Raw genomic sequence first — 21,205 nt, 5'->3', positions numbered from 1 at the left:
GGGAGTCCTTCGCGTCGGGGCCCGGTATCGGCCGCCGGGCACACCCCCGCAACAACCTCCCGGAGTGACCGTCTATTCCCCTCACATCCGTTCGAAGCCGCCGTAGGTGCCCTGGAAGAACAGAAGCGGGCCGTTGGCGTGCAGAGTCGTCAGTCCGGTGACCCGCGCGAGCACGATCGTGTGGTCGCCGGCCTCGTATTCGGTCTCCACGGTCGCCTCCACCCGCGCGAGCGCGCCGTCGATGGCCGGTGCGCCGTTGTCGCCGGGCTGCCACCGCACCCCGCGGAACTTGTTCCCCCCGCTCACCGCGAATGCGCCGCACAGTGTGCGCTGGCTCTCGGACAGGACGTTGACGGCCAGGCTGCCGATCGCGCGGATCTTCGGCCATGTCGTCGACGTGCGCGCGGGGCAGAACGAGATGAGCGGCGGATCCAGCGAGACGGACGCGAACGACTGGCACGCGAAGCCGAGCGGCTCGTCGCCGTCGAGCGCGGTGATCACCGTGACGCCCGTGCAGAAATTGCCCATCACATCCCGGATCCGCCGAGGATCCAGCACCGCGTGTTCCGCTGTCATCGAGAAGCTCCTATCGGTCGGTTCGTTCCAGTGTCCGTCACCTGAGGTGCGGCGTGCGAACCGTGTCCCGCCGATCGGTCAGCGAACACGCATGTCGCCGGGTGCCCAGACTGCGCGCATGCTGGTGATGCGCCCGTCCTCGTCGAAGGTCATGATGTCGATCGGCTCCACTTCGTAGGTCTGCTCGCCGGCCTTCGTGACGACGCGGAAGTGGAAGGCGGCGGTCGACCCGCTGACCCGGAGCGTGAGCAGTTCGGTGGTGTTCTCCGTGGCCTCGACACCCTTGTAGAACTCGGCGATCGCTGCCCGGCCCACGCGAGGCTCACTGCCGGCAGGATCCTCGAGGGTGGCGTCGTCGGCGTAGAGGGCGGCGATGTCGGCGGCGACACCGGCGGCCACGGCGTCGAGATAGGCCTGCACGGTGGTGCGGATGCGCTGCGAACGGACGTCGGCGTCGGAAACGGTCATGGTTGCTCCTGTGGCAGCATCGGCGAGAACGGTCGCGCTGACGTTATTCGTGTCGGGGCAGGGTTGGGGTTGTGTTCCCGCGCAGCGGGAGATTCGGCGCGAAGGCTGCGCACCGGCGTTGTTACCCTTTCGCAGTGTCCGAACACGGTGCCGATTCGTATCCCGCCCTTCCTGCCACGAGCTGGGCGGTCCTCGGCATGTTGTCGTTCGGCGAGGAACTCACCGGCAACGATCTGAAGAAGTGGGCCGACTGGAGTATCGGCTTCTTCTACTGGAGTCCGTCCGTCAGCCAGGTCTATGCGGAATTGAAGAAACTCGAGAAGCTCGGTTTCGTACGGTCCCGCGCAGTGAGCGAGCCGGGCGCGAGGGGGCGGCGGGTCTACGCCATCACCGAGTCCGGTATCGACGCGGTGCGGACGTGGTCCCGTGAGGCACCGGTGGAAATTCCGGTGCTGAAACACGGTGTCATGCTGCGCATGTACATGGGGCATCTCAACGACCCGGAGCAGCTGAAGGCGATCGTGCGCGACCACATCGTCAACCTCGAAGACAAGTTGCGCCGCGCCGGAGAACATGCGGAGCATTCCGATCGGGAGCCGGGCTGGGGCTTCTCGCAGATGAGTCTGCGCTGGGCCGAGCGGTACTTCCGGGCCGAGATCGAGTTGTCGAATCAGTTGATCGAGGATATCGACAGTGCTGCAGAACGGTTCGCGCACAGTGAGATCGACGAGTTCGGTATGCCTCGCCCCCGGAATCCACGCAGCTGGAGAGGTGTTGCGAACGGCGGTCCGTTCGACGAGGCGGATTCCGACGAAGGGTGACTGCGGGGTTCCAGGGGCTGCAGGTCAGGCGTACTGATGCTCTCTGACGCTGGGTGCTGTGCGGAGCGACCGGCGATTCTGCAGGGTAGGGACGACGTGATTGCGGTCGAGTTTCCTCCAGATGGCCGTGGCGGCCATACGGACCGGCGCGGTCAGCCGGTGCTCGAAACGCAGATGGGGTAGTGGGCCGCACAGTGACACGGCCGCGACGGCGGAACCCACGGGACCGACAGGCACCGCGATACATCCGAAACCTGCCAGCGATTCTTCCTTCTCGAAGGCGATTCCCTGCTCACGGATACCCTCGTAGACCTCACCCGGGGCGCCCTCGTACGCAAGGAGTGCCTTGCCGAGGGCGGTGCTGCGCGCCGGTCGGCGGCCGCCGATGCGTGTAGGTACCGCTGTTGCGAGACGCCCACCGAGCTTTTCCAGGTAGACGAGGTCGTCGCCGTCGAGGACGGCGAGGTGGACGACGAAGCCCGTGACGCGATGGAGTTCCTGCAAGTGCGGTAGAGCGGTGGTGTGAAGCCTGTCCTGGTGCACGGCGAGCGAACCGAGTTCCATCAGGCGAAGCCCGAGTGTGTAGTCCCGGCCTTCCCGGTGCAACCACCGCATCGACACCAGGCGCTCGAGCATGCGATGGGCCGACGACCGGGGGAGGCCGGTCCGCCGCACGATCTGAGCGAGAGTGAGCCGCCCAGCCCCGTCGAACGCGTCGAGCACGAGGCCGACGCGATCGAGGACTGCGCTGGGTGCCGTGTGATCGGCTTCCACCTGAATCGTCATGACTGCTCCTACAACCGCGGCGCTCTGAGCGCGAGGACGTGGGTATTTCGATTAGGAATAGTGCCACATCCCGATGCGGTTGTGAAGCGGATCACGAAAGCGCGGGTCAGCCCTCGGGCGTTCGGAAGGCGTCGCCGTACAGACTCACCAGAGTCTCGAGTTGCTCGCAATAGTGGTCGGCCGACTCGGCGACCACGCCGGCCCCGATGATCGTCGCCCCCGCCGCCACCGCGCGATCGAGTTTTCTCCTCGCCCCGTCCGGGTCGCCCAGTGGGTCGAGTCCGGCAGCCGGCAACACGACCTCGAAACCGGGCTGCGGCTGTCTCCTGCTCAACATCGCCTGCACGTCGTCGAACGACAACCCGAAAGGAACCCAGCCGTCGGCCAGCTCGCACGCCCGTCGCAAGGAGCGTGGTGTGCGCCCACCGATCCACAGGGGCACCCGCGGTTGTACCGCGTGCGGCTCCACGACCATGTCGGAGAACTCGAAATAGTCTCCGCGATAGGAAGGTACGCGCTCGGAGAGCGCGGCACGAAGCGCAGCCAGGGAATCGTCCGCCCGCGCACCGCGATCGGTGAACGGCACGTCGAGCAGATCGAACTCTTCCTGCAGCGTGCCGACGCCGAGTCCCAGGATCAGGCGACCCCCGCTGACCGCGTCGAGGGTGCCGTAACGCTTGGCGATCTCCAGCGGGTGGTGATAGCCGAGAACCAGAACCTGTGTGGCGAGCCGGATTCGTTCGGTGCGCGCCGCCAGGTAGCCGAGCGTGGCCAACGGATCCCAGTACGTTCCGCCACGAACTTCGGCGACGGGCACCGGCACGGCGACATGTTCACTGCAGGTGAGGTGATGAAATCCCAGGCGGTCCGCGGTGACCGCGATCCGTGTCAGCTCGTCGATCCCGGCGGTTGCTTCCCACTCGCTGGACGCGCCCGGAAGTCGCGTGACGATCGGGCTGGTGATTCCGATTCGCACCTTCGGGTCTCGGTTCGGCACAGGCACCATGACACTCCTTCGCAATGTTGTCTCTCGGCAGTCTGCGCGCGGCGGGCGAGTGAAGCACGAAGCATCCCGATCTACGGGAGGCCTCCGGGATGCATTCCTCCGCCGTCGTTAACCTCGCACCGTTCGAGCATCGGGTAAACCACTTGTCGATCTTCATGGTCGCCAATGGAAGATGTTGCGCGACAATCCGAAAGTCTATCGAGCCAGTAGAGGAAAATTCTGATGGATCTGCAGAAGTACGGGCCGTGGGCAGTTATCGCCGGCGGCTCGGAGGGTGTGGGTTCCGAGTTCGCGGAACAACTCGCAGAACAGGGCATGAACCTGGTACTGCTCGCACGAAAGGAAGGACCGCTGACGGCGACGGCCGATGCCTGCCGTGCACACGGAGTCGAGGTTCGGGCACTGTCGGTCGATCTGCTCGCCGCGGATTCCTTCGATCGCATCAAGGAAGCCACCGCGGATCTCGAGGTGGGTCTGCTCATCTACAACGCCGGCGCGAACACCTACGGCCACGAGTTCGTCACCGGCGATCTCGAGCGCTTCCAGGCCGTGATCGATTTGAACATCACCGCGCAGTTGAAGTTGGTGCAGCACTTCGGTGCGCTCATGCGTGAGCGCCGGCGCGGCGGAATCCTGCTTGCAGGGTCGTTGAGCGGATATCTCGGTTCGGCCCAGATCAGTGTCTACTCGGCCGTGAAGTCCTTCTGCCGTACATTCGCGGAAGGACTGTGGCTGGAGATGCGGGACTACGACGTCGACGTCCTGGAGCTGGTACTGGGGCTGACCCGTACTCCCGCGATGGAGCGGGCAGGATTGAAGATGGATACGCCGGGTTTGCAGGTCTCCGAACCTCGTGACGTCGCCGCACAAGGCCTGGCGAACATCGCCAATGGTCCCATCGTCGTGGTGAAGGGGGTCGAGGAGGCTGTTGCCAGGAACAGTGGGCACAACCGTGCAGAGCTGTTGCTCGGGGCTCGAGCCGCCGGAGCGAAACTGCTTCCGCCTCCCACGGAATGAGTGATCGGATGCTGGCACCAGGAAGAGGAGTATCACGATGAACGACGACCGGCTGTCGGTTCTCGAGCAACGGTTGAAGGACGTCGAGGATCGACTCGAAATCATGAATCTGCTCGCTTCGTACGGCCCTCTGGTCGACAGTGGAGATGCGGATGCCACAGCAGCGCTGTGGACGGAGAACGGTGAATACGACGTTCCGGGGCTCCACATGCGTTCTCGCGAAGACGTTCGCTCGATGGTGAGATCCGCTTCTCATCGGAAGCTCATCGAGTCCGGCAGTACGCATTTCATCGGTCCTGCACACATCGCTGTTGATGGTGACCGGGCCGTTGCCGTCTGTGAATCCGTACTGGTTCTCCGCGACGGTGACTCGTACCGGATCCTACTGTCGGGAAGCCATCGCATCACTCTCGCCCGAGTGGAGGACGAGTGGAAGATCCGGCATCGGATCACCCGTGAGCTGAACGGTGACCCCCATGCTCGGGAGTTGCTGTCCCCGACAAATATCGCGGAAAGCTGAGGGCACGAACCAAAATGTCCGAACGGTCGGATGGTCGATCCGCCGACCGTTCGGACGTCGAACTCAGCCGCTACGACGAGCCGCGTGGGCACCCGCTATGCGACCGAACACGAACGCGTCGGCAATGTGGAAACCGCCGTCCTTGGCCCAACTGAATGTCGAGCTCACCGTGCCCGCGGCATAGAGCCCCTCGATGGGATCGCCATCTGTATCGAGTACACGAGCGTGTTCGTCACGACGCGGACCGCCGTTGGTCCACGCCAGCATCGGTCCGCTGCGGTAGGCGTAGAAGGGCGGCTCGAGGAGTGGCGCCAGCGTGGCAGCGGAACGCCCGAATCGCTCGTCCACTCCCGCCGTGCATGCAGCGTTGTACGCCGAGACGCTTTCTGCGAGAGCATCCGCGGGCAATCCTGTCGCCGCAGCCAGCTCCTCCAGGGTGTCACCACGCTGGATCCAGCCCGCGTCGATCTCCGCCATGTTGTCGGCGCTCCACCGGTAACCGTTCATCAGCACGTTCCATCCCACCGGGAGGACATCGGCCGAACCGCTGATCGGACCGGCCGACCTGGTGTTCTCGTCGAATACGACCCACATGGGGCGATGCGGATGCAGAACGTACTTTCCGTCGATCAACGCCTGTCCGTGCCCGGACGGAACGAACTCGTCCACGAAGCGCCGGCCTGTCTCGTCGACCCAGATCACTCCACGTGAATGGACGAACATCGCGAAGTAGCCGTGGCGGGAGGCCGGGTCGGTGATGCCGTTGACCGCCATCATGTTGTCCATGTGCCACAGATCCGCCCCGACCTCCTGTGCCATACGGAGGCCGTCGCCGGTTGCGGCGGTGCTTCCCCACACCGGTACGTCGTCGAGTCCGAGATGGGTGCGCACCAGTTCGGGGTCGCCTTCGAAGCCGCCGGTGGCGAGCACGACGCCGCGCCCGGCGGTGATGCGTCCACCGCCGGCGGTGACGACGCCGGTCACGGAACCTGTCGCGGAGTCGGTCGTCAGACGTGTTGCGGGCGTTTCGTACCGCACATCGATTCCGCGATCGCGTAATGCCTTCTCCAGGACTGCGAAGAGCCGTCCGTGTCCCAGTATTCCTTCCACACAATGCAATCCGCCGTAGCATTCACTGCCCGGCAGCTCCGGATATTCCGCTCCGGCCGAGTTGTAGTGACCGTGCGGTCCGACATCGACACCGAGAGAGGACACCCACGCGGATACCTGACGGGTTCCGTGCGACCACGCCTCGACGACAGGTTCGGGAAGCGCCCGGTCGCCGCACAGTGCGCGCAGATATACGGCGGCGCGTTCGGGATCGTCGTGGTGGAACCATCCGCCGCCCGACACCCGCGTATTCCCGCCGGCCTCCTCGGCTCCGGACTTCTCCAGTACGACCACCCGGGTGCCCGCATCGTGAGCGGCCAGTGCCGCGGCGCAGCCGGCGGCACCCATGCCGACGACCACCACGTCCACCTGCTCGACATCGGTCTGCGATTCGGGCTCTCGGGACATCGTCGCCTCCTGGGGCGTCTACGAGCGAGCCGGGTTGCACCGCTCGCGGAAAAGCTACGAGGCAGTTCTGGATTCCCGCACGTCCATCGTCTGCTCACTGGGAGGAAATCGAACTCGGGCGAGCTGAGCGAAACGTGCGGAGACCAAGGCGCCGACCTCCGTCATCGCCTCCCTGGCTCGTGCAAGTGCGTGGGTCTGCATGAAGAAGCCGTGCCCGACCCCCGGATACCGGATGACGGCCGTCGACACCCCCGCTTCCTGCAGGCGGCGCCCGTAATCCTCCACACCGTCCCGAAGGGGATCGGCGTAGCCACAGATCACCACGGCCGGAGGGAGCCCTCTCAGATCGGTCGCCAGCACCGGGGTTCCGTACTCGTCGTCCTTTTCCGGATCGTCGCCCAGATACAACGATTTCATCCAGTCGATGTCCTCGGCCCTGAGGAACGGACTGTCGCCGAAGCGGCGCATCGACGGCCGGTCGCACCGCCGTTCGAGGCCGGGATAGACCAGCACCTGCTGAGCGATCCGAGGGCCGCCCTCGTTGCGGGCCCGGAGTGCTGTCGCCGCGGCCAATCCACCGCCGGCACTGTCTCCGCCGACTCCGATACGGTCCGGATCCAGGCCCAGATCGTGAGCGTTGTCGTGTGCCCAGCGGAGCGCCGCGCAGGCTTCGTCGTGGGCCACGGGGTATCGGTGCTCGGGGGCGAGCCGGTAACCGACATTGATCACCACGGCCCGCGCGGATTCCGCGACCTCGCGCGCCAGACGGTCGAACGAATCGAGAGTGCCCATGATCATGCCTCCACCGTGGAACCAGACCAGTGCGGGTGCATCTCGATCGGGCGTCGAGTGAGGGCGGTAGATGCGCACGGGAACGGTGCCGTGGGGGCCGGTGAAATCCCTGGTCTGCACGGAGCGCATGTCGGGGCCGGGGGGCCGGACGATCGACTCGAGTGAGTGGCGAGCTGCTTCGATCCCGGTGTCCTGCAAGGAACCGACGCGTCGCGCGCGGATCGCCTCGACCAGCTTCCTCACGTCGGGATCGTAGACGTCGTCGTCGGGTGCGGGCTCGGTACCGTGAGCGGCAATCATGGTGTCGCTTCCTCCAGATCTCCGGTCGCCGGCGATCGGTGACCGTCGGGTGTGGACTGCTCTTCATCCTCACTGCCCGGTCCGTCCGATCGAAGGCGTCGTCCCACTGAGCGTGACGTATTTCGGTCGACCGCTGGCCGGGAGATCAGGTTCCGGACCCGTCGGCCCCGGCCCTAGCGTGGCCGAACGCACCACATCGAGGAGACCCACATGTCATTGCATCCCGAAGTCGAGTCCATGTTGAAGGCCCTGGACGCGGGCTTTCCGGATGTCACCACGGTTCCGCCTCCGGAACTCCGTGACCTGATCCGCAGTCGTCGTGCACCTCTTCGACAGCTGCCCGCCATGCGGGACGTGCACGACATCACGATCGAGGGGCCCGGTGGAGACCTCGCGCTCCGCGTCTATCGGCCCGAGCGTCCCGAGGACGAGATTCCGGTGGTGGTCTTCGCCCACGGCGGTGGTTTCGTGTTCTGCGATATCGACAGCCACGACGAGTTCTGTCGTTCGATGGCGGAGGGAGTCGGGGTCGTCGTCGTGTCCGTCGACTACCGACTCGCACCGGAGCATCGCGCGCCGGCAGCGCACGAGGACATGTACGCGGCGCTCGAATGGGCGGCCGCCAACGCCACGGTGTACGGCGGAGATCCCACGCGCATCGTGCTCGCAGGTGACAGTGCCGGGGGAAATCTCGCCGCGACCGTGGCCATCGCAGCGCGCGACGGCGGCGGGCCGGCAGTGTTCGGCCAAGCACTGTTCTATCCGGTCATCGACGACGATTTCGACACGGAGTCGTACCGGAAGTACGGGTCGGGGTACTACAACACCACCAAGGCGATGAAGTGGTACTGGGAGCAGTACGCGCCGGACGGCACCGACGACCCCCGCGTGATCCCGACGCGGGCCGATTCGCTCGCCGGGCTTCCGCCGGCCGTCGTCGTCACGGCCGAACTCGATCCGCCCTGCTCGGCCGGTGACGACTATGCGCAACGACTCGCGGAAGCCGGGGTCGACGTTCGGCACCGACGATTCGACGGTCTCTTCCACGGCTTCCTGACGTTTCCGTCGCTGTCGTTGACGGAGCCTGCACGGCAGGAGATCTGGAAGATGATGCGCTCACTGTTCGAGTGAGGTCGCTCCACTGAGGACGAGCCCTCGGACCATCATCGATGGTCCGAGGGCTCGTCGTCGTTCGGCAGTGTTCTACTCGATCGCGATGTCGTCCACAGCGCAGAAGGTGTGGCACACCCGATCGCGGACAACGAATTCAGGGCACTCCGGATCGAACCAGCGATCGACGATGCTCCAGTGAACCGGATGATTCAGGTACTGCCCCATGAGAGCGTCGTGATCGGTGAACTCCTGCTCCCACACGTGCGTCCATTCGGTGCGGCCCACCGAATCGGCTACCCGGCTCAGCCGCCATGCGACGATCGAGGGGATGTATCCCGGCATCTTCAACAGGTCGCCTTCGAATTCCTCGACGGCTTCGGTGGGGCTGCCGGGATCGACCCGCACCAGCAGCACCCGGTAGACCGTGCGAGGCTCGTCCGGGCGTGTGCGTGCCGGAGAAGCGGGATAGCCGACTCCGTCCACATATGCCGCGATCGGCGCACGGAGGGTGGCGTCGAAACGGCAGATGTCCCGAGCGGCGGTCTCGGCGGAGGGAAAGCGAAGGTGGACCAGGACATCGCCGCCGTTGATCACGCCGGGCAGGGTGGGAGCGACGAAGTGTCCGACGGTGTCGAGTTCCTTGGCGGCGATTCGAACGGCGTCGATGTATGCGGCGCGTTCCGACGTGCTTGCGGACTCGTCGAAATGGACGACTCTGACCACGTTATGCATCGGCGAGTCCTTCGATGTCGGCGGCCTGGGCGGCCATCGTCCGGGAGCGCTCGGTGATGTATTCGTTCATATCCGACCACCACCGTCCGAGTTCGGGGTCTCGCCGTCCCTGTCGGGTCATGTTCCACCACGACGTCACGCCGTCGACCGACCACGTGATGGTGACTATGTTGGCTTCGTCGTCGGACCAGAGTGGAGGGCTGACGAGAATCCGGTCGAGCGTCATTCCTCGTCCACGTCCCCCCGGTACGTATTCGGCGACGTATCGGTCGACGAACGTACGTGCACATCCCGGCTTCGTGACCACACGGTCGACCACGAAGATCTTCTCGTCTGCCATACCGGAAACCCTACGGACGACCGGGCTTCTCGGCAGGGGTGCATCCCGCTTCGCGGGAGGGTTTTCCTGATAGAAACAAGCAGGCCCACACGGTTGTCGTGTGGGCCTGCCATCAACTTCACAGGTTCGCGTCGACCTGGTCGGCGCTCGCTCGGGCGATGTTCTCCTCGACCTCTCGCTTCCAGCTCGACACAGCTCGATCCGTGTCGATCTCGAACTCGAAACGCCTGGTCATGTCTTCGGTGACGTCGTCGACATCGACGTAGAACTGCTTGTACCAGCGGCGGAGCTGATACACCGGGCCGTCCTCCTCCGACAACAGCGGATTGTCGATCGGCGCCTTGTTCTTCCAGATCTCGACGTCCTGCTCGAACCCGACCTCCACGCCTGCCGCGAACTGCGCGGCCATCTCGTCGGCTTCGGCATCGCTCAGCCCCGGCAGCTTCTTCACCATCGCGCCGTATTGCAGGACGAAGGAGTTGTCCGACACCGGGTAGTGGCAATTGATGAGAACGGTTTCGATCTTCTGGCCGCTCGACTCGTTCTCGAGCCAGTCGATCATGTACGAGGGTCCGAAATACGAGGCGTACGACTTGTTGGGGATATCCGGGTTTCCGTAGTTGGTCCCGAGCTCCATGTCCTGGCGGCCCTTCGAGTGCATGATCTGGGTCGCGACGTGGCCCTCGAAAACGTTCTTGAAGAACACGGGGAAGGCGTAATGGACGTAGAAGAAGTGCGCCATGTCGACGACGTTGTCGACGATCTCACGACAATGGGATCCCTCGATGAGGATGGAATTCCATGTCCAGTCCGACCATTCGGACGAGCCGACACCCTCGATCTCGGGAATCGTCACGTCGGCCGGAGGAGGATTGCCCTGCGGATCGTGCCAGACGAACAGCTGGCCGTTGCGTTCGAGCGTGAGCCACGCCCGCGTCCTTGCCAGCGGCGGCACGCGGCGGGCGTAGGGAATGTCTGTACAGCGGCCGTTGCTGCCCCATCGCCAGTCGTGGAACGGGCATGCGATGGAGTCGCCCTTGACCGTTCCCTGGGCGAGATTACCGCCCATGTGCCGGCAGTAGGCGTCGAGCACCGCGAGTTCTCCCTTGCCGGTCTCGAAAACGACCAGGCTGGTGCCGAAGGCGTCCACTTGATGCGGCTTACCGTCCCGGAAGGTTCGTGCGAGTCCGAGGCAGTGCCACCCCCTGGCGAACCGAGCAGGCGGAGCCGCCGCCTCGATTTCGCGGATCTCGTCGTTTCTGTTCTCTGCTGTGCTGTGTGACATTGTGTCCTCCGGACGGATCGAAATGTGGGGCGGGCGCAGAGGTTGTCACCGTCTGCGTGGTGAACAGGGTTCGCTTTCAGACTGTGGTGCCGGACATGTCGACGCCGTCCTGGTCGCTGCTCACGGGCGAGTCGACAGCGTGCGCCTGCTGCGGCCGGCCGATGAACAAGCAGATCGCCGCCACTACCAGCGAGCACAGCACGAACCAGCCGACTGCCAGACTGAGCGACGCCGACGTCGGCATGGTCGTCCCCGGCACCGTCCACAGCGAGATCATGACCGACACGATGGCGACGCTGATGGCGGAGAACGCCTGGCGCGCGGTGGCCAGCACTCCGGTCGTGACGCTGGTGACGTCCTCCGGTACGGATTCGATGACGATCTTCGGGTAGCCGGTATAGGCGAATGCTGTTGCGACAGCAGCAACGACGAACACAGCGATCATGACCGGCAGCGACTTGTGGCCGACGAGAATCAAGAGGTTGGCCACGGCGAAGAGGGCGGCCCCGATGAAGAACGCGGTCCGGCCGCCCCAGCGCCCTGCGACCACTCCTGCGATCGGGGACGCTGCGAATCCGACGATCGCGCCGATACCGCCGATGAGACCCGCCACAGTGGCCGACATACCGAGTCCGACGGGCAGGGAGGCCGGAGCCTGGAGAATCATCGGAGTGACGATCTGGACGGCTCCGACAGGACCGAGAGCCAGAACTGCTACGCCGATCAGATTGAGGGTCATCTGCTTGTTCGCGAGTGCGCGGAGGTTGACGAGGGGTTCTGCCAGACGCAATTCCCATACGGTCCACACACTCAGGACGGCAAGACCCCCGACGATGAGGGCGAGCACACCCACACTGGTCCAACCCCATGTCGGCCCCTGCGTGATGCCGTAGAGCAGGGCTACCAGGCCCGGGGTCAGCAGTGCAGCGCCCAGATAGTCGAACCGGGGGAGCTCCGTGCGTGTGTGGCTGCCGGGCAGGGCGAACGCCGCGACCACGGACGCGACGACGGCGAGAACGGCGGCGAAGACGAAGATCATGTGCCAGTCGGCCACATCGAGCAGGACTCCCGCGACGAAATAGCCGCCCGAGCCGGCCAGCAGGGCCGCGCCGCTGATGTATCCCACGGCGAGCGACACCTTGCCCGGCGGAAGTGTCTCTCGTGCGAGCCCGTAGCAGAGCGGCAGGATCGCGCCGGCGACGCCCTGCACGCCTCGACCGAGGATGATCGCACCCATCGAATCGCCGAAGACGCTGATGACGGAGCCGAGTGTCGACGCCATCATCGCGATGATCAAGACCTTCTTGCGGCCGTACAGATCACCGAGGCGGCCGCCGACAAGCGCCGTCGTCGCGGCGACGAGCATGAAGGCGGTCACCGCCCACCCGGTCGTCGAGGCCGGTGCATCGAAGATCTCGCCGAACCGCGGCAGGGCGATGAAGATCATCCCGGCCTCGAAGGCGCTCACACATTCCGCCAGGACCAGGGCAGCGATGATGAAGGTCGTGGATCTGGTCACCGCTGCACGATCGAGACGACCACCGGGCGGCGGGGTTGAGGGATCGGACATCCGTTGTCCTCCTGAGACGAGGCGAGGGTGGTTTCACCGCCCGCTGCGGCGAAACCGTCGTTCTCCGTCGGCTCACGCCGATCGAACCGATTCGGGACGAGTGTCGGCGGTCACCATCGTGAGTGCCTCGCTCACCGACCACTGAGCGGGACAATCCATCCCTTTTCGTGTGGGAGGAGTGGGACGGTGCGGCCGATCCGCCTTGTCGCTACCCCGAGGAGAACGCGATGTCCGACGATTCCGTCCGTCCCCTATCCGAGTCCGAGATCTCGACGTGGGATCTCTCCGCCGACGTCGTCGTTGCCGGTTACGGAATTGCCGGTGTCACTGCTGCTGTCGAAGCTGCACGTGCCGGCGCCGACGTCCTCGTCCTCGAACGATCCGGTGGCTGGGGCGGCGCAGCGTCCATGGCAGGTGGATTCATCTACCTCGGCGGCGGAACCCCGTTGCAGAAGGCGTGTGGCTTCGACGACACGGTCGAGAACATGAAGACCTTCATGAAGGCTGCACTCGGCCCCGCTGTGGACGAGGCAAAGATCGACGCGTACTGCGAGGGCAGCGTCGACCACTACAACTGGCTGGTCGAAGCCGGGGTGCCGTTCAAGGAGGAATTCTGGGGCGAGCCCGGTTGGGAGCCGGCGCACGACGAAGGGCTGATGTACTCCGGGGGAGAGAATGCCGCACCGTTCGCGGGTGTGATTCCTCCGGCGCCGCGAGGACATCTGCCGAAGATGGACAACAAGAAGACCGGCGAACGCGGGGGCGGGTACATGCTGATGAAGCCACTCGTCGAAACAGCCGAAAAGCTGGGTGTGAAAGCAGAATACGACATCCGGGTCCTGACCGTGGTCGTGAACGACGATGGCCGGGTCGTGGGCGTGGTCGCGCGCCGGTACGGCAGGACGATCGCCATCCGCGCCCACCGCGGTGTCGTGCTCGCGATGGGAAGCTTCGCATTCGACGAGGAGATGGTGCGCGACTACGTGCCGGCCCTCCTCGGACGTCCCGGGTCTGCTGTCGACGCGCACGACGGCCGGGCGATCCGGATCGGACAAGCACTCGGTGCTGCGACGGCCCACATGGACGCTGCGGAGGTCGCCGTCCACACCTCACCTCAGCTCATGGTCCGCGGAATCCTCGTCAACGCGCACGGGCAGCGGTTCATCGCGGAAGACACCTATCCGGGGCGGATCGGGCAAGCGATCCTCTTCCATCAGAACAACGAAGCCTTCCTGATCCTCGATCAGGACGCGTACGACGAAGCGCTGCAATCGGGTCCTCCGCTCCCGCAGCCTGATTGGGTGTGCGAAAGCGCCGGTGAACTGGAACAGGAGATGGGACTGCCCACCGGCACGCTGACCTCGACCGTGGACGTCTACAACATGCACGCCGAGGACGGATCCGACCCGTTGTTCTTCAAGAACGAGAAATGGGTGCGGCCGATCGGAACGCCGATCGCAGGGTTCGACCTGCGCGGTATGACGAGCGGGTTTCCCCTGGGTGGCCTGAAGACCGATACGGACTCCCGCGTGCTGCATGTTTCGGGAGAGCCGATAGCCGGTCTCTTCGCGGCCGGGCGGTGCACCGCGGGTGTCTGCGCCGGTGGTTACGCCAGTGGTGCCAGCCTCGGAGACGGCAGTTTCTTCGGCCGGCGGGCAGGTGTCGGTGCCGCACGCGGGTAGGCGGTAGAGCGCCGCACCAGCTCACACCACTCCCGGAACATCCAGCGGTGCATCGGCCGGGTACTCGGCCGGTGCCATCGCATACGCACGGGTGAGGACCGATACGAATTCCCGATCGTGCAGCGGATCCGACGGCTCGGGACACTCGATGCCACGGCTGCGCAGATCCTCGCGGAACATCTCGACCGTGAGATCGAGTGAGAGATCGTCGGTGTGCTCGAAGTAGCGGCGCACATCCGCGAGGTCTTCGAAAACGAATGCTCCGTAATGGAAAAGGAAGCGCATCTCGCTGTCGTGATATCTGGCGATTTCCTCGCTGCCGTTGTGGATCGCCCACTCGCTCGTTCCTACGCCGCGAATCGTCGAGTCGAGCCGCAGGCCCGGGACCGTCCGCTTGGAGCGAGGTCCACTCGCTTCACCGCGGTGGAACATCTTCTCGTTGTGGGTGAGGATCCCGCTGTTCCGGAACGGAGCCGTGAACCGCGCGGGCGGCCTGTCGGGTCCGTCGGGCCAGTAGGTGAATCCCCCGTCGACGTCGGAGTCGTAGAAGTAGGCGATCACCTGACCGGACCGAAGCTCCCACCTTTCGAAAAGACCGGACTTCGCCATCACGCTCGACAACCAGGTGGGAGTATCGAACTTGTCCATCCCGCGCCAGCTCGGACTGTCGAAATGGCCTGCGTCGAAGCTGTGGGCAGGAGCGCGGAGGTTGAACAGGAAACTGTTCGGGATCGCGTACGCCGCGCCGTGCATCTCCCTGATCAGATCGAGAAGCCGACGGCTGTAACAGATGTCGTGCGCAGAAGGTTCGAGAGCCACGCCGTAGTTTCCGATATAGCCGCGGAAGGTCGGCGTCAGCAGATCCGACAATTCCAGGTCGACGTCCCGGCCGCGATTCTTGGGGCCGGCGACGGCCATGTACTCCTCAGCCGAGGAGAAATGCTGCGCTGCAATCAGTTGCCACGGTCCGCGGTGTCGGACGATGTCGAAGAGGATCGTCTGCTCGTCGGCCGTATAGATGTCCTCCAGGAACAGGGGAGGCGCGACGGGGATCATCGGGTGACGGCCTGCGGTCACGATATCGATCCTTCCCGGCCGGAACTGGTATCCAGCGGGAAATGGCATGCGACGTAGTGTGCGGGTCGCAACTCGCGCATCTGCGGCTCCTTCTCTGCGCACAAGGCCTGCGCACGAGGGCATCGCGTGCGGAACCGGCACCCGCTCGGCGGATCGAGAGGGGACGGCAGATCACCCGACAGGGTGAGCTGCTTCGGGGCGACATCGGGATCGGGTTCGGGGATCGCCGAGAGCAAGGCCTCGGTGTACGGGTGCAGCGGATCGGCATAGAGCAGGTCCGGTGACGCGACTTCACAGATCTTTCCGAGGTACATCACCATCACCCGGTCGCTGACGTTCTTGACGACAGCGAGATCGTGAGCGATGAACAACAGCGTCAGCCCGTACCGTTCCTTCATGTCCTCGAGCAGGTTGAGGATCTGGGCTTGGACCGACACGTCGAGAGCAGAGACCGGTTCGTCGCAGATCACCAGTTCGGGCTCCACCACCACGGCGCGTGCGATCGAGATGCGTTGGCACTGACCGCCGGAGAACTCGTGGGGTCGCCGGTCTCCCGCGCCCGCCGGGTCGAGGCCGACCACGGACAGGATGTCGTCGACCATCGCCTGCTTCTCTGCACGGCTGCGTCCACCGGCGACATCCAATCCTTCGGCGACGATGTGCCGCACCTTGCGCAGAGGATTGAGCGACGAAATGGGATCCTGGAAGATCATCTGAAGGGTGCGCCGCGCCGAACGCAATTCACGCGGAGACATCGCAGTCAGATCGACACCTTTGAATTTCACCTCTCCCGAGGTGGGTCGCGGCAATTGCATGACGGCTTTGGCGACGGTCGACTTTCCGCAACCCGATTCGCCCACCACGCCGAGGGTTTCGCCGCGTTCGATATCGAAGCTGACGTCCGAGACGGCGTGCACCTTCCCGGTGCGCCCGGTGTCGTATTCGACGACCAGATTGCGGACCGTGAGCAGCAGATCGTGGCTGTCCGCTTCCCGTAGATGTGCGGTTCCTGTGCCGGCCATCTAGAGCACGCTCCTCGAGTCCACGGGAAGACCGGCGGCGGTCCGCCCTTCGTCCAGATTGGTGGTCCACGCGTCGTCCCCGGCAGGTGTACCGACGGGGTGGAAACAGGCGTGCCGGTGCCGGTCGCCGGTCGTTCCGTCCGTGGTCAGTACCGGTGTCTCGACGAGACAACGCGGTCGTGCGTGGGGGCACCGCGCCGCGAACGCGCATCCCGGCGGGGGATCGACGACGGTGGGTGGCCGGCCCGGAATCGCGCGCAGCCGGGTATGGCTGGGATCGGAGATCCGGGGAATCGACCCCACCAGCGCACGGGTGTAGGGGTGCCTCATTTCCTGGAACAGGACCTTGGTCGGTGCCTGCTCGACGACTCGCCCCGCGTACATCACCGCGATCTCGTCGGACCTTCCGGCAACGACGCCGAGGTCGTGCGTGATGAGAACCATCGCCATGCCCTGCTCGCGCTGCAGTCGTTCGAGCAGAGTGAGGATCTGGTGTTGCACCGTCACGTCCAGTGCCGTCGTCGGCTCGTCGGCGATCAGCAGTCGCGGCGAACATGCCAGCGCCAAGGCGATCACGACGCGTTGACGCATGCCTCCGGATAGATTGTGCGGGTACTGTGTCAAACGTTTGCGTGGTTCGGGGATGCCCACCCATTCGAGCAATTCCTCGGCGCGGGCGAGAGCTTCGGACCTGCTCATCGGAAGGTGCCGGCGCAGGGTCTCGGTGAGCTGTGAGCCGATCGTGAGGACCGGAGTCAGCGAAGTCATCGGGTCCTGGAACACCATGGCGATCCGCGCACCCCACAGCTTCCGGGCTTCCTCCCGGCTGAGAGTCGCAGTGTCGCGACCTTCGAATTCGATCCTCGAGCCGCTCCGCACCACGGCACTCGGAGCGAGGATGTTCATCACGGCCCTCGACAGCACCGACTTGCCGGAACCGGATTCGCCGACGATCCCGAGTGTGCGTCCCGGCGCGACGTCGAGCGTGACGCCGTCGACCGCCCGGACCATGCCGCGCGGTGTATCGAACCAGACACGCAGATCGGTCACCGCCAGCGTCGGTGTCCCGGTGTCCTGCTGCAGTACCTGAGTCACAGCGTCGATGTCCTTTCCGTTGACGGTCACAGCGACGACTCCCGGCCCACGCGTCCTCGAGCCCAGTCACCGACCCGATTGAGGGAGAACACCGTGAGGAAGAAGAACACGCCCGGGACGAGCACCAGAGCCGGGTTCTCGTAGAGACTCTCCCGTCCGGCGGCGATCATTCCTCCCCAACTCGGTGCCGGTGGAGGGACACCGAGTCCGAGGAAGCTCAGTGACCCTTCGGCGACGACGAGGGTGGCTGCGACGACGGTGGCGAACGAGACGACCGGCAGCAGCACGTTGGGCAGGATCTCCCGGCGGAGTATGCGAGTGCTGCTCGATCCCATGGACTTCGCCGCGATGACGAATTCGCGATCCGCATAGGCGATGGTGTTGGCACGGGCGATACGCGCGAACGTCGGAGCCCCGACGACGCCGAGTCCGATCGCAAGAGTCACCGCACTCGGTTCCCGCAGCGCGACCAGCGCGATCAGGAGGATCAACGGCGGGAAGGCGAGGATCGTGTTGGTGGACAGATCGAAGACGACGTCGAATGCGCGACGGAAATACCCCGCGATGAGACCCGCGGCGGTACCGATCACCATCGCCACCAGGGTGGCACCGATCGCGACTGCCAAGGAGATCCGTGCACCGTGCAGCGCGCGGCTGAGTTGATCGCGTCCGAGTTGATCGGTACCGAGGATGTGCTCGGCATTCTGGAAGGGGGGTAACGAATACAGATTTCCCACGACATCGGGAGCCGGCAAGGGCAGCAGGTCGACGAACAGCGCGGCGAGCACGATCGTCACCAGCCAGCATCCGCCGAAGAATGCCCCGACGTCCCGGCGGCGGCGACGCCCGGCGGGTTCCACTTCGGCCGATGGCGGAGTGAGTTCGTCGACGGGGGCGCTACCGTCCTGCGGATCGAGGATCGGAAGCCGTTCCTCGGAGACGACCGAGGCGGGTTTGTCGAGGCTGTGGCTCACGAAGTCCTCACTCTCGGATCCAGAAGCGGGTAGGTCAGGTCCACGAGGGCGTTGAGTAACACGTACGCGACGGCCACCACGAGGACGATGCCTTGCACCAGGAGGAAATCCCTGCCGGTGATCGCAGTGATCACCAGGGTGCCCAGGCCGGGGAGCGAGAACAGCGTCTCGACGATCACCGTCCCTCCGATCAGTCGGCCGAGCGACACGCCCATCACCGTGAGTAGTGAAAACGCGGAGGGACGCAGCGCGTGGACGAGCAGGATCCGTGGTGTGGACAGTCCTCGTGCCCGGGCAGACAGGACGAAGTCCTGTTGCAGCGTCGCCACCATGTCGTTCCGGAGAAGGCGGATGAAACCCACCGTCTCGACTGCAGCGAGTGTCACGACCGGGAGAACAAGGCTGCGTAGATGGGGCACGAGTCCTTCGGACAGTGGTGTCCATCCGGTGACCGGCAGGGCCGACAGTGTCACCGCGAAGACGAACACGAGCAGCACGCCGAGGAGGAAGCTCGGGATCGACAGGGTGATCGAACACAGGAACGTCGCGATACGGTCCACGATGCCGCCGGGCCGATAACCCGAGTAGACACCGACAGGGATGGCGATGAGCAGTGCGAGAAGAATCGACGACATCGCGAGTTCGAGGGTGACGGGCAAACGCTCGAGGATCGATTCCGTCACCGGAACCTGGGAGTGCATCGAACGTCCGAGGTCACCCTGGAGCGCACCGCCGAGCCACGCCGTGAAGCGTTCGGCGAGCGACCCGTTCAGCCCGAACCTCTCTTCGGCAGCGGCACGCATCTCCGGACTCGCGCCCTCGGGCAGGACCGAAGCGAGACGATCGCCCGGGATCGTCTCCAGGAGAAGAAACGTCGTCACGCTCACCAGGGCGAGAACCGCGACGAGCTTTGCGATCTGCCGCACTGCGGACCGGTACATCACTGCTGAATCCACGCCAGTTCGGGACGGAACCAGTACTGGTACGCCACTTCGACGCCGTGAACGTTCGCCGGGCTGATCAGGTCGGTGCGGGCGTGGCGCCAGAAGCGATAGGCGTTGGTGGCCACCAACTCGTTGATCGCCGTCTTGTATGCGCTCTCCACCACTGCTGGGTCGTTCGATGTGTGAGTGAGATCGAGAGCCTCGTCGACGGTCGGGTTCGAATAGCCCGAGTTGTTGGACGACCCTCCGGTACGGAACACCTTGTAGAGATTGTCGGGATGGGCACCTCCGAGAGCGCTGACGATCAGGTCGTAGTCGCCGGAGGTCAGTGCGCCCGCGAAAGCAGCACCTTCGAGAGACACGATGCGCACGCGCAGACCGTCGACTTGCTGCAACTGGGACTGGATCAATTCGGCCGTCTGGCTCAGCACCGGGCTCCCGGCGGTGAGGACATACGTGAGCTCGATATCGCCGGTGCCGGTACGGGCGCGGTAACCGTCGAGGAGTTGCTGGGCGCCTTCCACGTCGCGTGCGGGCCAGAGCGAGGCCGCATCGTGGAACGGGCTGTCCTCCGGGACGAAACCCGACGCCACAGGTTCGCCGGGGTAGACGGCGTTCATGATCTGCTCGTTGTCGATCAGCTTCGCGATGGCGGTGCGGACATCGGGATCGGCGAGTGCGCCGCGATGACTCGGCCGGATCCCTGTGCCTCCGAGCAGGGCGCCGTGAGCGACGTTCATGCCCGCACTTTCCGCCCGTTCGGCATATTTCTGCACGGTGACCGCCATGACGTCGACTTCGCCGGCCTGTAGGGCATTGAACCGCTGGTCGTCGGCGGGGATCGTCTTCAGCACAAGGCGGTCGACATGCGGACGGGGCTGGTCCCAATAGGACGGATTACGGTCGAGGACCATCTCCGTGCCGCGCGCCCACGACGTGAGGGTGAAGGGGCCCGCGCCTACCGGATCGTTGCCGAAGTCGGCGCCTTTCGTCTCGATCGCGGTGGGGGAGGCGATATATGCGAGTGCCTCGGTGAGGCCGAAATCGAGTTGGTAGTTGACCTCCTTCGATGTAACCGACAGGGTCGTCGGATCGACGACCTCCCAGTCGATGGTCTTGGCGACGGAGGCGCTCGGCGATAGAAGTGCCGGATCGAGTATGCGGTCCCAGTTGAACGCGACGGCGGCTGCATCGAGCGGAGTGCCGTCGGTGAAGCTCAGGCCGGGCCGCAGTTTCAGGGTCCAGTTCCTGCCGTCCTCGGTGGTGAACGACTCCGCCATGCCCGGTTCGATCTCTCCGGTCTCGAGGTCGTAATAGAGCAACGCGCCGTATACCGCTTGACACGGACCGACCCCGATGCCGATGGCGCAGGTTGCGGGATCGACCGATTGTGCCTCGGTGTTGTACGAATACACCAGCGTGCCACCGCGTACGGGGTCGCCGGCAGGCGACGCGGAAGACGCCGCTTCACCGCCGCACGCGGACACGAGCAAGGCGACGGCAGCACCGATACAGGCGGCCGTTGTCGGACGCGGACCAATCTTCACAGCACTCTCCTCGACGACAT

Annotated in this window: 21 protein-coding genes; 5 read left to right on the top strand and 16 right to left on the bottom strand. The window is 64.9% G+C overall.

Annotated features, from left to right (window positions below; all coding sequences use genetic code 11):
• Window positions 1-81: 81 nt before the first annotated feature.
• Together MOM01_RS07590 and MOM01_RS07585 are read right to left on the bottom strand one after the other, a co-directional pair.
• Window positions 82-576, bottom strand: coding sequence for a flavin reductase family protein (locus MOM01_RS07590; RefSeq protein WP_241384797.1), 495 nt, complete (start codon window positions 574-576; stop codon window positions 82-84).
• 78 nt (window positions 577-654) lie between these two features.
• Window positions 655-1,044 carry a nuclear transport factor 2 family protein gene (locus MOM01_RS07585; protein ID WP_241384796.1) on the bottom strand — a complete coding sequence of 130 codons (390 nt, stop codon included), beginning with the start codon at window positions 1,042-1,044 and terminating at the stop codon, window positions 655-657.
• Window positions 1,045-1,241: 197 nt separating this feature from the next.
• On the opposite strand from MOM01_RS07585, the gene MOM01_RS07580 reads away from it, so the two are divergent.
• A complete protein-coding gene (locus tag MOM01_RS07580) occupies window positions 1,242-1,865 on the top strand; it encodes a PadR family transcriptional regulator (RefSeq protein WP_241385116.1) in 624 nt (207 codons plus the stop codon).
• Window positions 1,866-1,889: 24 nt separating this feature from the next.
• Here MOM01_RS07580 and MOM01_RS07575 read toward each other — a convergent pair whose 3' ends face one another.
• Together MOM01_RS07575 and MOM01_RS07570 are read right to left on the bottom strand one after the other, a co-directional pair.
• On the bottom strand, window positions 1,890-2,651 hold the full coding sequence (locus MOM01_RS07575; protein WP_241384795.1) for an IclR family transcriptional regulator: 762 nt from the start codon (window positions 2,649-2,651) through the stop codon (window positions 1,890-1,892).
• 106 nt (window positions 2,652-2,757) lie between these two features.
• On the bottom strand, window positions 2,758-3,627 hold the full coding sequence (locus MOM01_RS07570) for an LLM class F420-dependent oxidoreductase (protein WP_241385115.1): 870 nt from the start codon (window positions 3,625-3,627) through the stop codon (window positions 2,758-2,760).
• Window positions 3,628-3,876: 249 nt separating this feature from the next.
• Between MOM01_RS07570 and MOM01_RS07565 the strand changes: the two genes are divergently transcribed.
• Window positions 3,877-4,674: an SDR family NAD(P)-dependent oxidoreductase gene (locus tag MOM01_RS07565; protein ID WP_241385114.1), complete on the top strand. Its 798-nt coding sequence runs from the start codon at window positions 3,877-3,879 to the stop codon at window positions 4,672-4,674.
• 37 nt (window positions 4,675-4,711) lie between these two features.
• Window positions 4,712-5,194, top strand: a complete 483-nt coding sequence (locus tag MOM01_RS07560; protein WP_241384794.1) for a nuclear transport factor 2 family protein — start codon at window positions 4,712-4,714, stop codon at window positions 5,192-5,194.
• A gap of 63 nt (window positions 5,195-5,257) precedes the next feature.
• Here MOM01_RS07560 and MOM01_RS07555 read toward each other — a convergent pair whose 3' ends face one another.
• On the bottom strand, window positions 5,258-6,712 hold the full coding sequence (locus MOM01_RS07555; protein WP_241384793.1) for an FAD-dependent oxidoreductase: 1,455 nt from the start codon (window positions 6,710-6,712) through the stop codon (window positions 5,258-5,260).
• A 54-nt stretch (window positions 6,713-6,766) separates the two neighbouring features.
• Entirely contained in the window at window positions 6,767-7,804 is a 1,038-nt protein-coding gene (locus MOM01_RS07550; RefSeq protein WP_241384792.1) for an alpha/beta hydrolase, read from the bottom strand.
• Between the two features lie 210 nt (window positions 7,805-8,014).
• Here MOM01_RS07550 and MOM01_RS07545 point away from each other — a divergent pair, with 210 nt between their 5' ends.
• Window positions 8,015-8,935, top strand: a complete 921-nt coding sequence (locus MOM01_RS07545) for an alpha/beta hydrolase (protein ID WP_241384791.1) — start codon at window positions 8,015-8,017, stop codon at window positions 8,933-8,935.
• A 72-nt stretch (window positions 8,936-9,007) separates the two neighbouring features.
• Here MOM01_RS07545 and MOM01_RS07540 read toward each other — a convergent pair whose 3' ends face one another.
• From MOM01_RS07540 to MOM01_RS07525, 4 genes are all read right to left on the bottom strand, one after another.
• Window positions 9,008-9,649, bottom strand: coding sequence for a Dabb family protein (locus tag MOM01_RS07540; protein WP_241384790.1), 642 nt, complete (start codon window positions 9,647-9,649; stop codon window positions 9,008-9,010).
• Window positions 9,642-9,989: a hypothetical protein gene (locus MOM01_RS07535; RefSeq protein ID WP_085469123.1), complete on the bottom strand. Its 348-nt coding sequence runs from the start codon at window positions 9,987-9,989 to the stop codon at window positions 9,642-9,644. The genes MOM01_RS07540 and MOM01_RS07535 overlap by 8 nt, the downstream gene beginning before the upstream one ends.
• Window positions 9,990-10,107: 118 nt before the next feature.
• Window positions 10,108-11,274, bottom strand: a complete 1,167-nt coding sequence (locus tag MOM01_RS07530) for a Rieske 2Fe-2S domain-containing protein (protein ID WP_241384789.1) — start codon at window positions 11,272-11,274, stop codon at window positions 10,108-10,110.
• 76 nt (window positions 11,275-11,350) lie between these two features.
• Window positions 11,351-12,793 carry an MFS transporter gene (locus tag MOM01_RS07525; RefSeq protein WP_241384788.1) on the bottom strand — a complete coding sequence of 481 codons (1,443 nt, stop codon included), beginning with the start codon at window positions 12,791-12,793 and terminating at the stop codon, window positions 11,351-11,353.
• 278 nt (window positions 12,794-13,071) lie between these two features.
• Here MOM01_RS07525 and MOM01_RS07520 point away from each other — a divergent pair, with 278 nt between their 5' ends.
• Window positions 13,072-14,526 carry an FAD-dependent oxidoreductase gene (locus tag MOM01_RS07520; RefSeq protein ID WP_241384787.1) on the top strand — a complete coding sequence of 485 codons (1,455 nt, stop codon included), beginning with the start codon at window positions 13,072-13,074 and terminating at the stop codon, window positions 14,524-14,526.
• A gap of 21 nt (window positions 14,527-14,547) precedes the next feature.
• Here the strand turns inward: MOM01_RS07520 and MOM01_RS07515 are convergent, their stop codons facing one another.
• The 6 genes from MOM01_RS07515 to MOM01_RS07490 are packed head-to-tail and all read right to left on the bottom strand — an operon-like array spanning window position 14,548 to window position 21,185.
• A complete protein-coding gene (locus tag MOM01_RS07515) occupies window positions 14,548-15,603 on the bottom strand; it encodes a hypothetical protein (protein ID WP_308196969.1) in 1,056 nt (351 codons plus the stop codon).
• Window positions 15,600-16,625, bottom strand: coding sequence for an ABC transporter ATP-binding protein (locus MOM01_RS07510; protein WP_241384786.1), 1,026 nt, complete (start codon window positions 16,623-16,625; stop codon window positions 15,600-15,602). Before MOM01_RS07510 ends, MOM01_RS07515 begins: the two co-directional genes overlap by 4 nt.
• Entirely contained in the window at window positions 16,626-17,750 is a 1,125-nt protein-coding gene (locus MOM01_RS07505) for an ABC transporter ATP-binding protein (protein WP_241384785.1), read from the bottom strand.
• Window positions 17,747-18,694 carry an ABC transporter permease gene (locus tag MOM01_RS23300; protein ID WP_241384784.1) on the bottom strand — a complete coding sequence of 316 codons (948 nt, stop codon included), beginning with the start codon at window positions 18,692-18,694 and terminating at the stop codon, window positions 17,747-17,749. Before MOM01_RS23300 ends, MOM01_RS07505 begins: the two co-directional genes overlap by 4 nt.
• Window positions 18,691-19,635, bottom strand: coding sequence for an ABC transporter permease (locus tag MOM01_RS07495; RefSeq protein WP_277609417.1), 945 nt, complete (start codon window positions 19,633-19,635; stop codon window positions 18,691-18,693). Before MOM01_RS07495 ends, MOM01_RS23300 begins: the two co-directional genes overlap by 4 nt.
• Entirely contained in the window at window positions 19,635-21,185 is a 1,551-nt protein-coding gene (locus tag MOM01_RS07490) for an ABC transporter substrate-binding protein (protein WP_241384782.1), read from the bottom strand. The genes MOM01_RS07495 and MOM01_RS07490 overlap by 1 nt, the downstream gene beginning before the upstream one ends.
• Window positions 21,186-21,205 lie beyond the last annotated feature (20 nt).

Origin of the sequence: Rhodococcus sp. CH91, assembly GCF_022554085.1 — a bacterium.
Classification (GTDB): Bacteria; Actinomycetota; Actinomycetes; order Mycobacteriales; family Mycobacteriaceae; genus Rhodococcus.
Note: the sequence above shows the minus strand (reverse complement) of the source record. Positions and strands in the feature narration are given on the sequence as shown.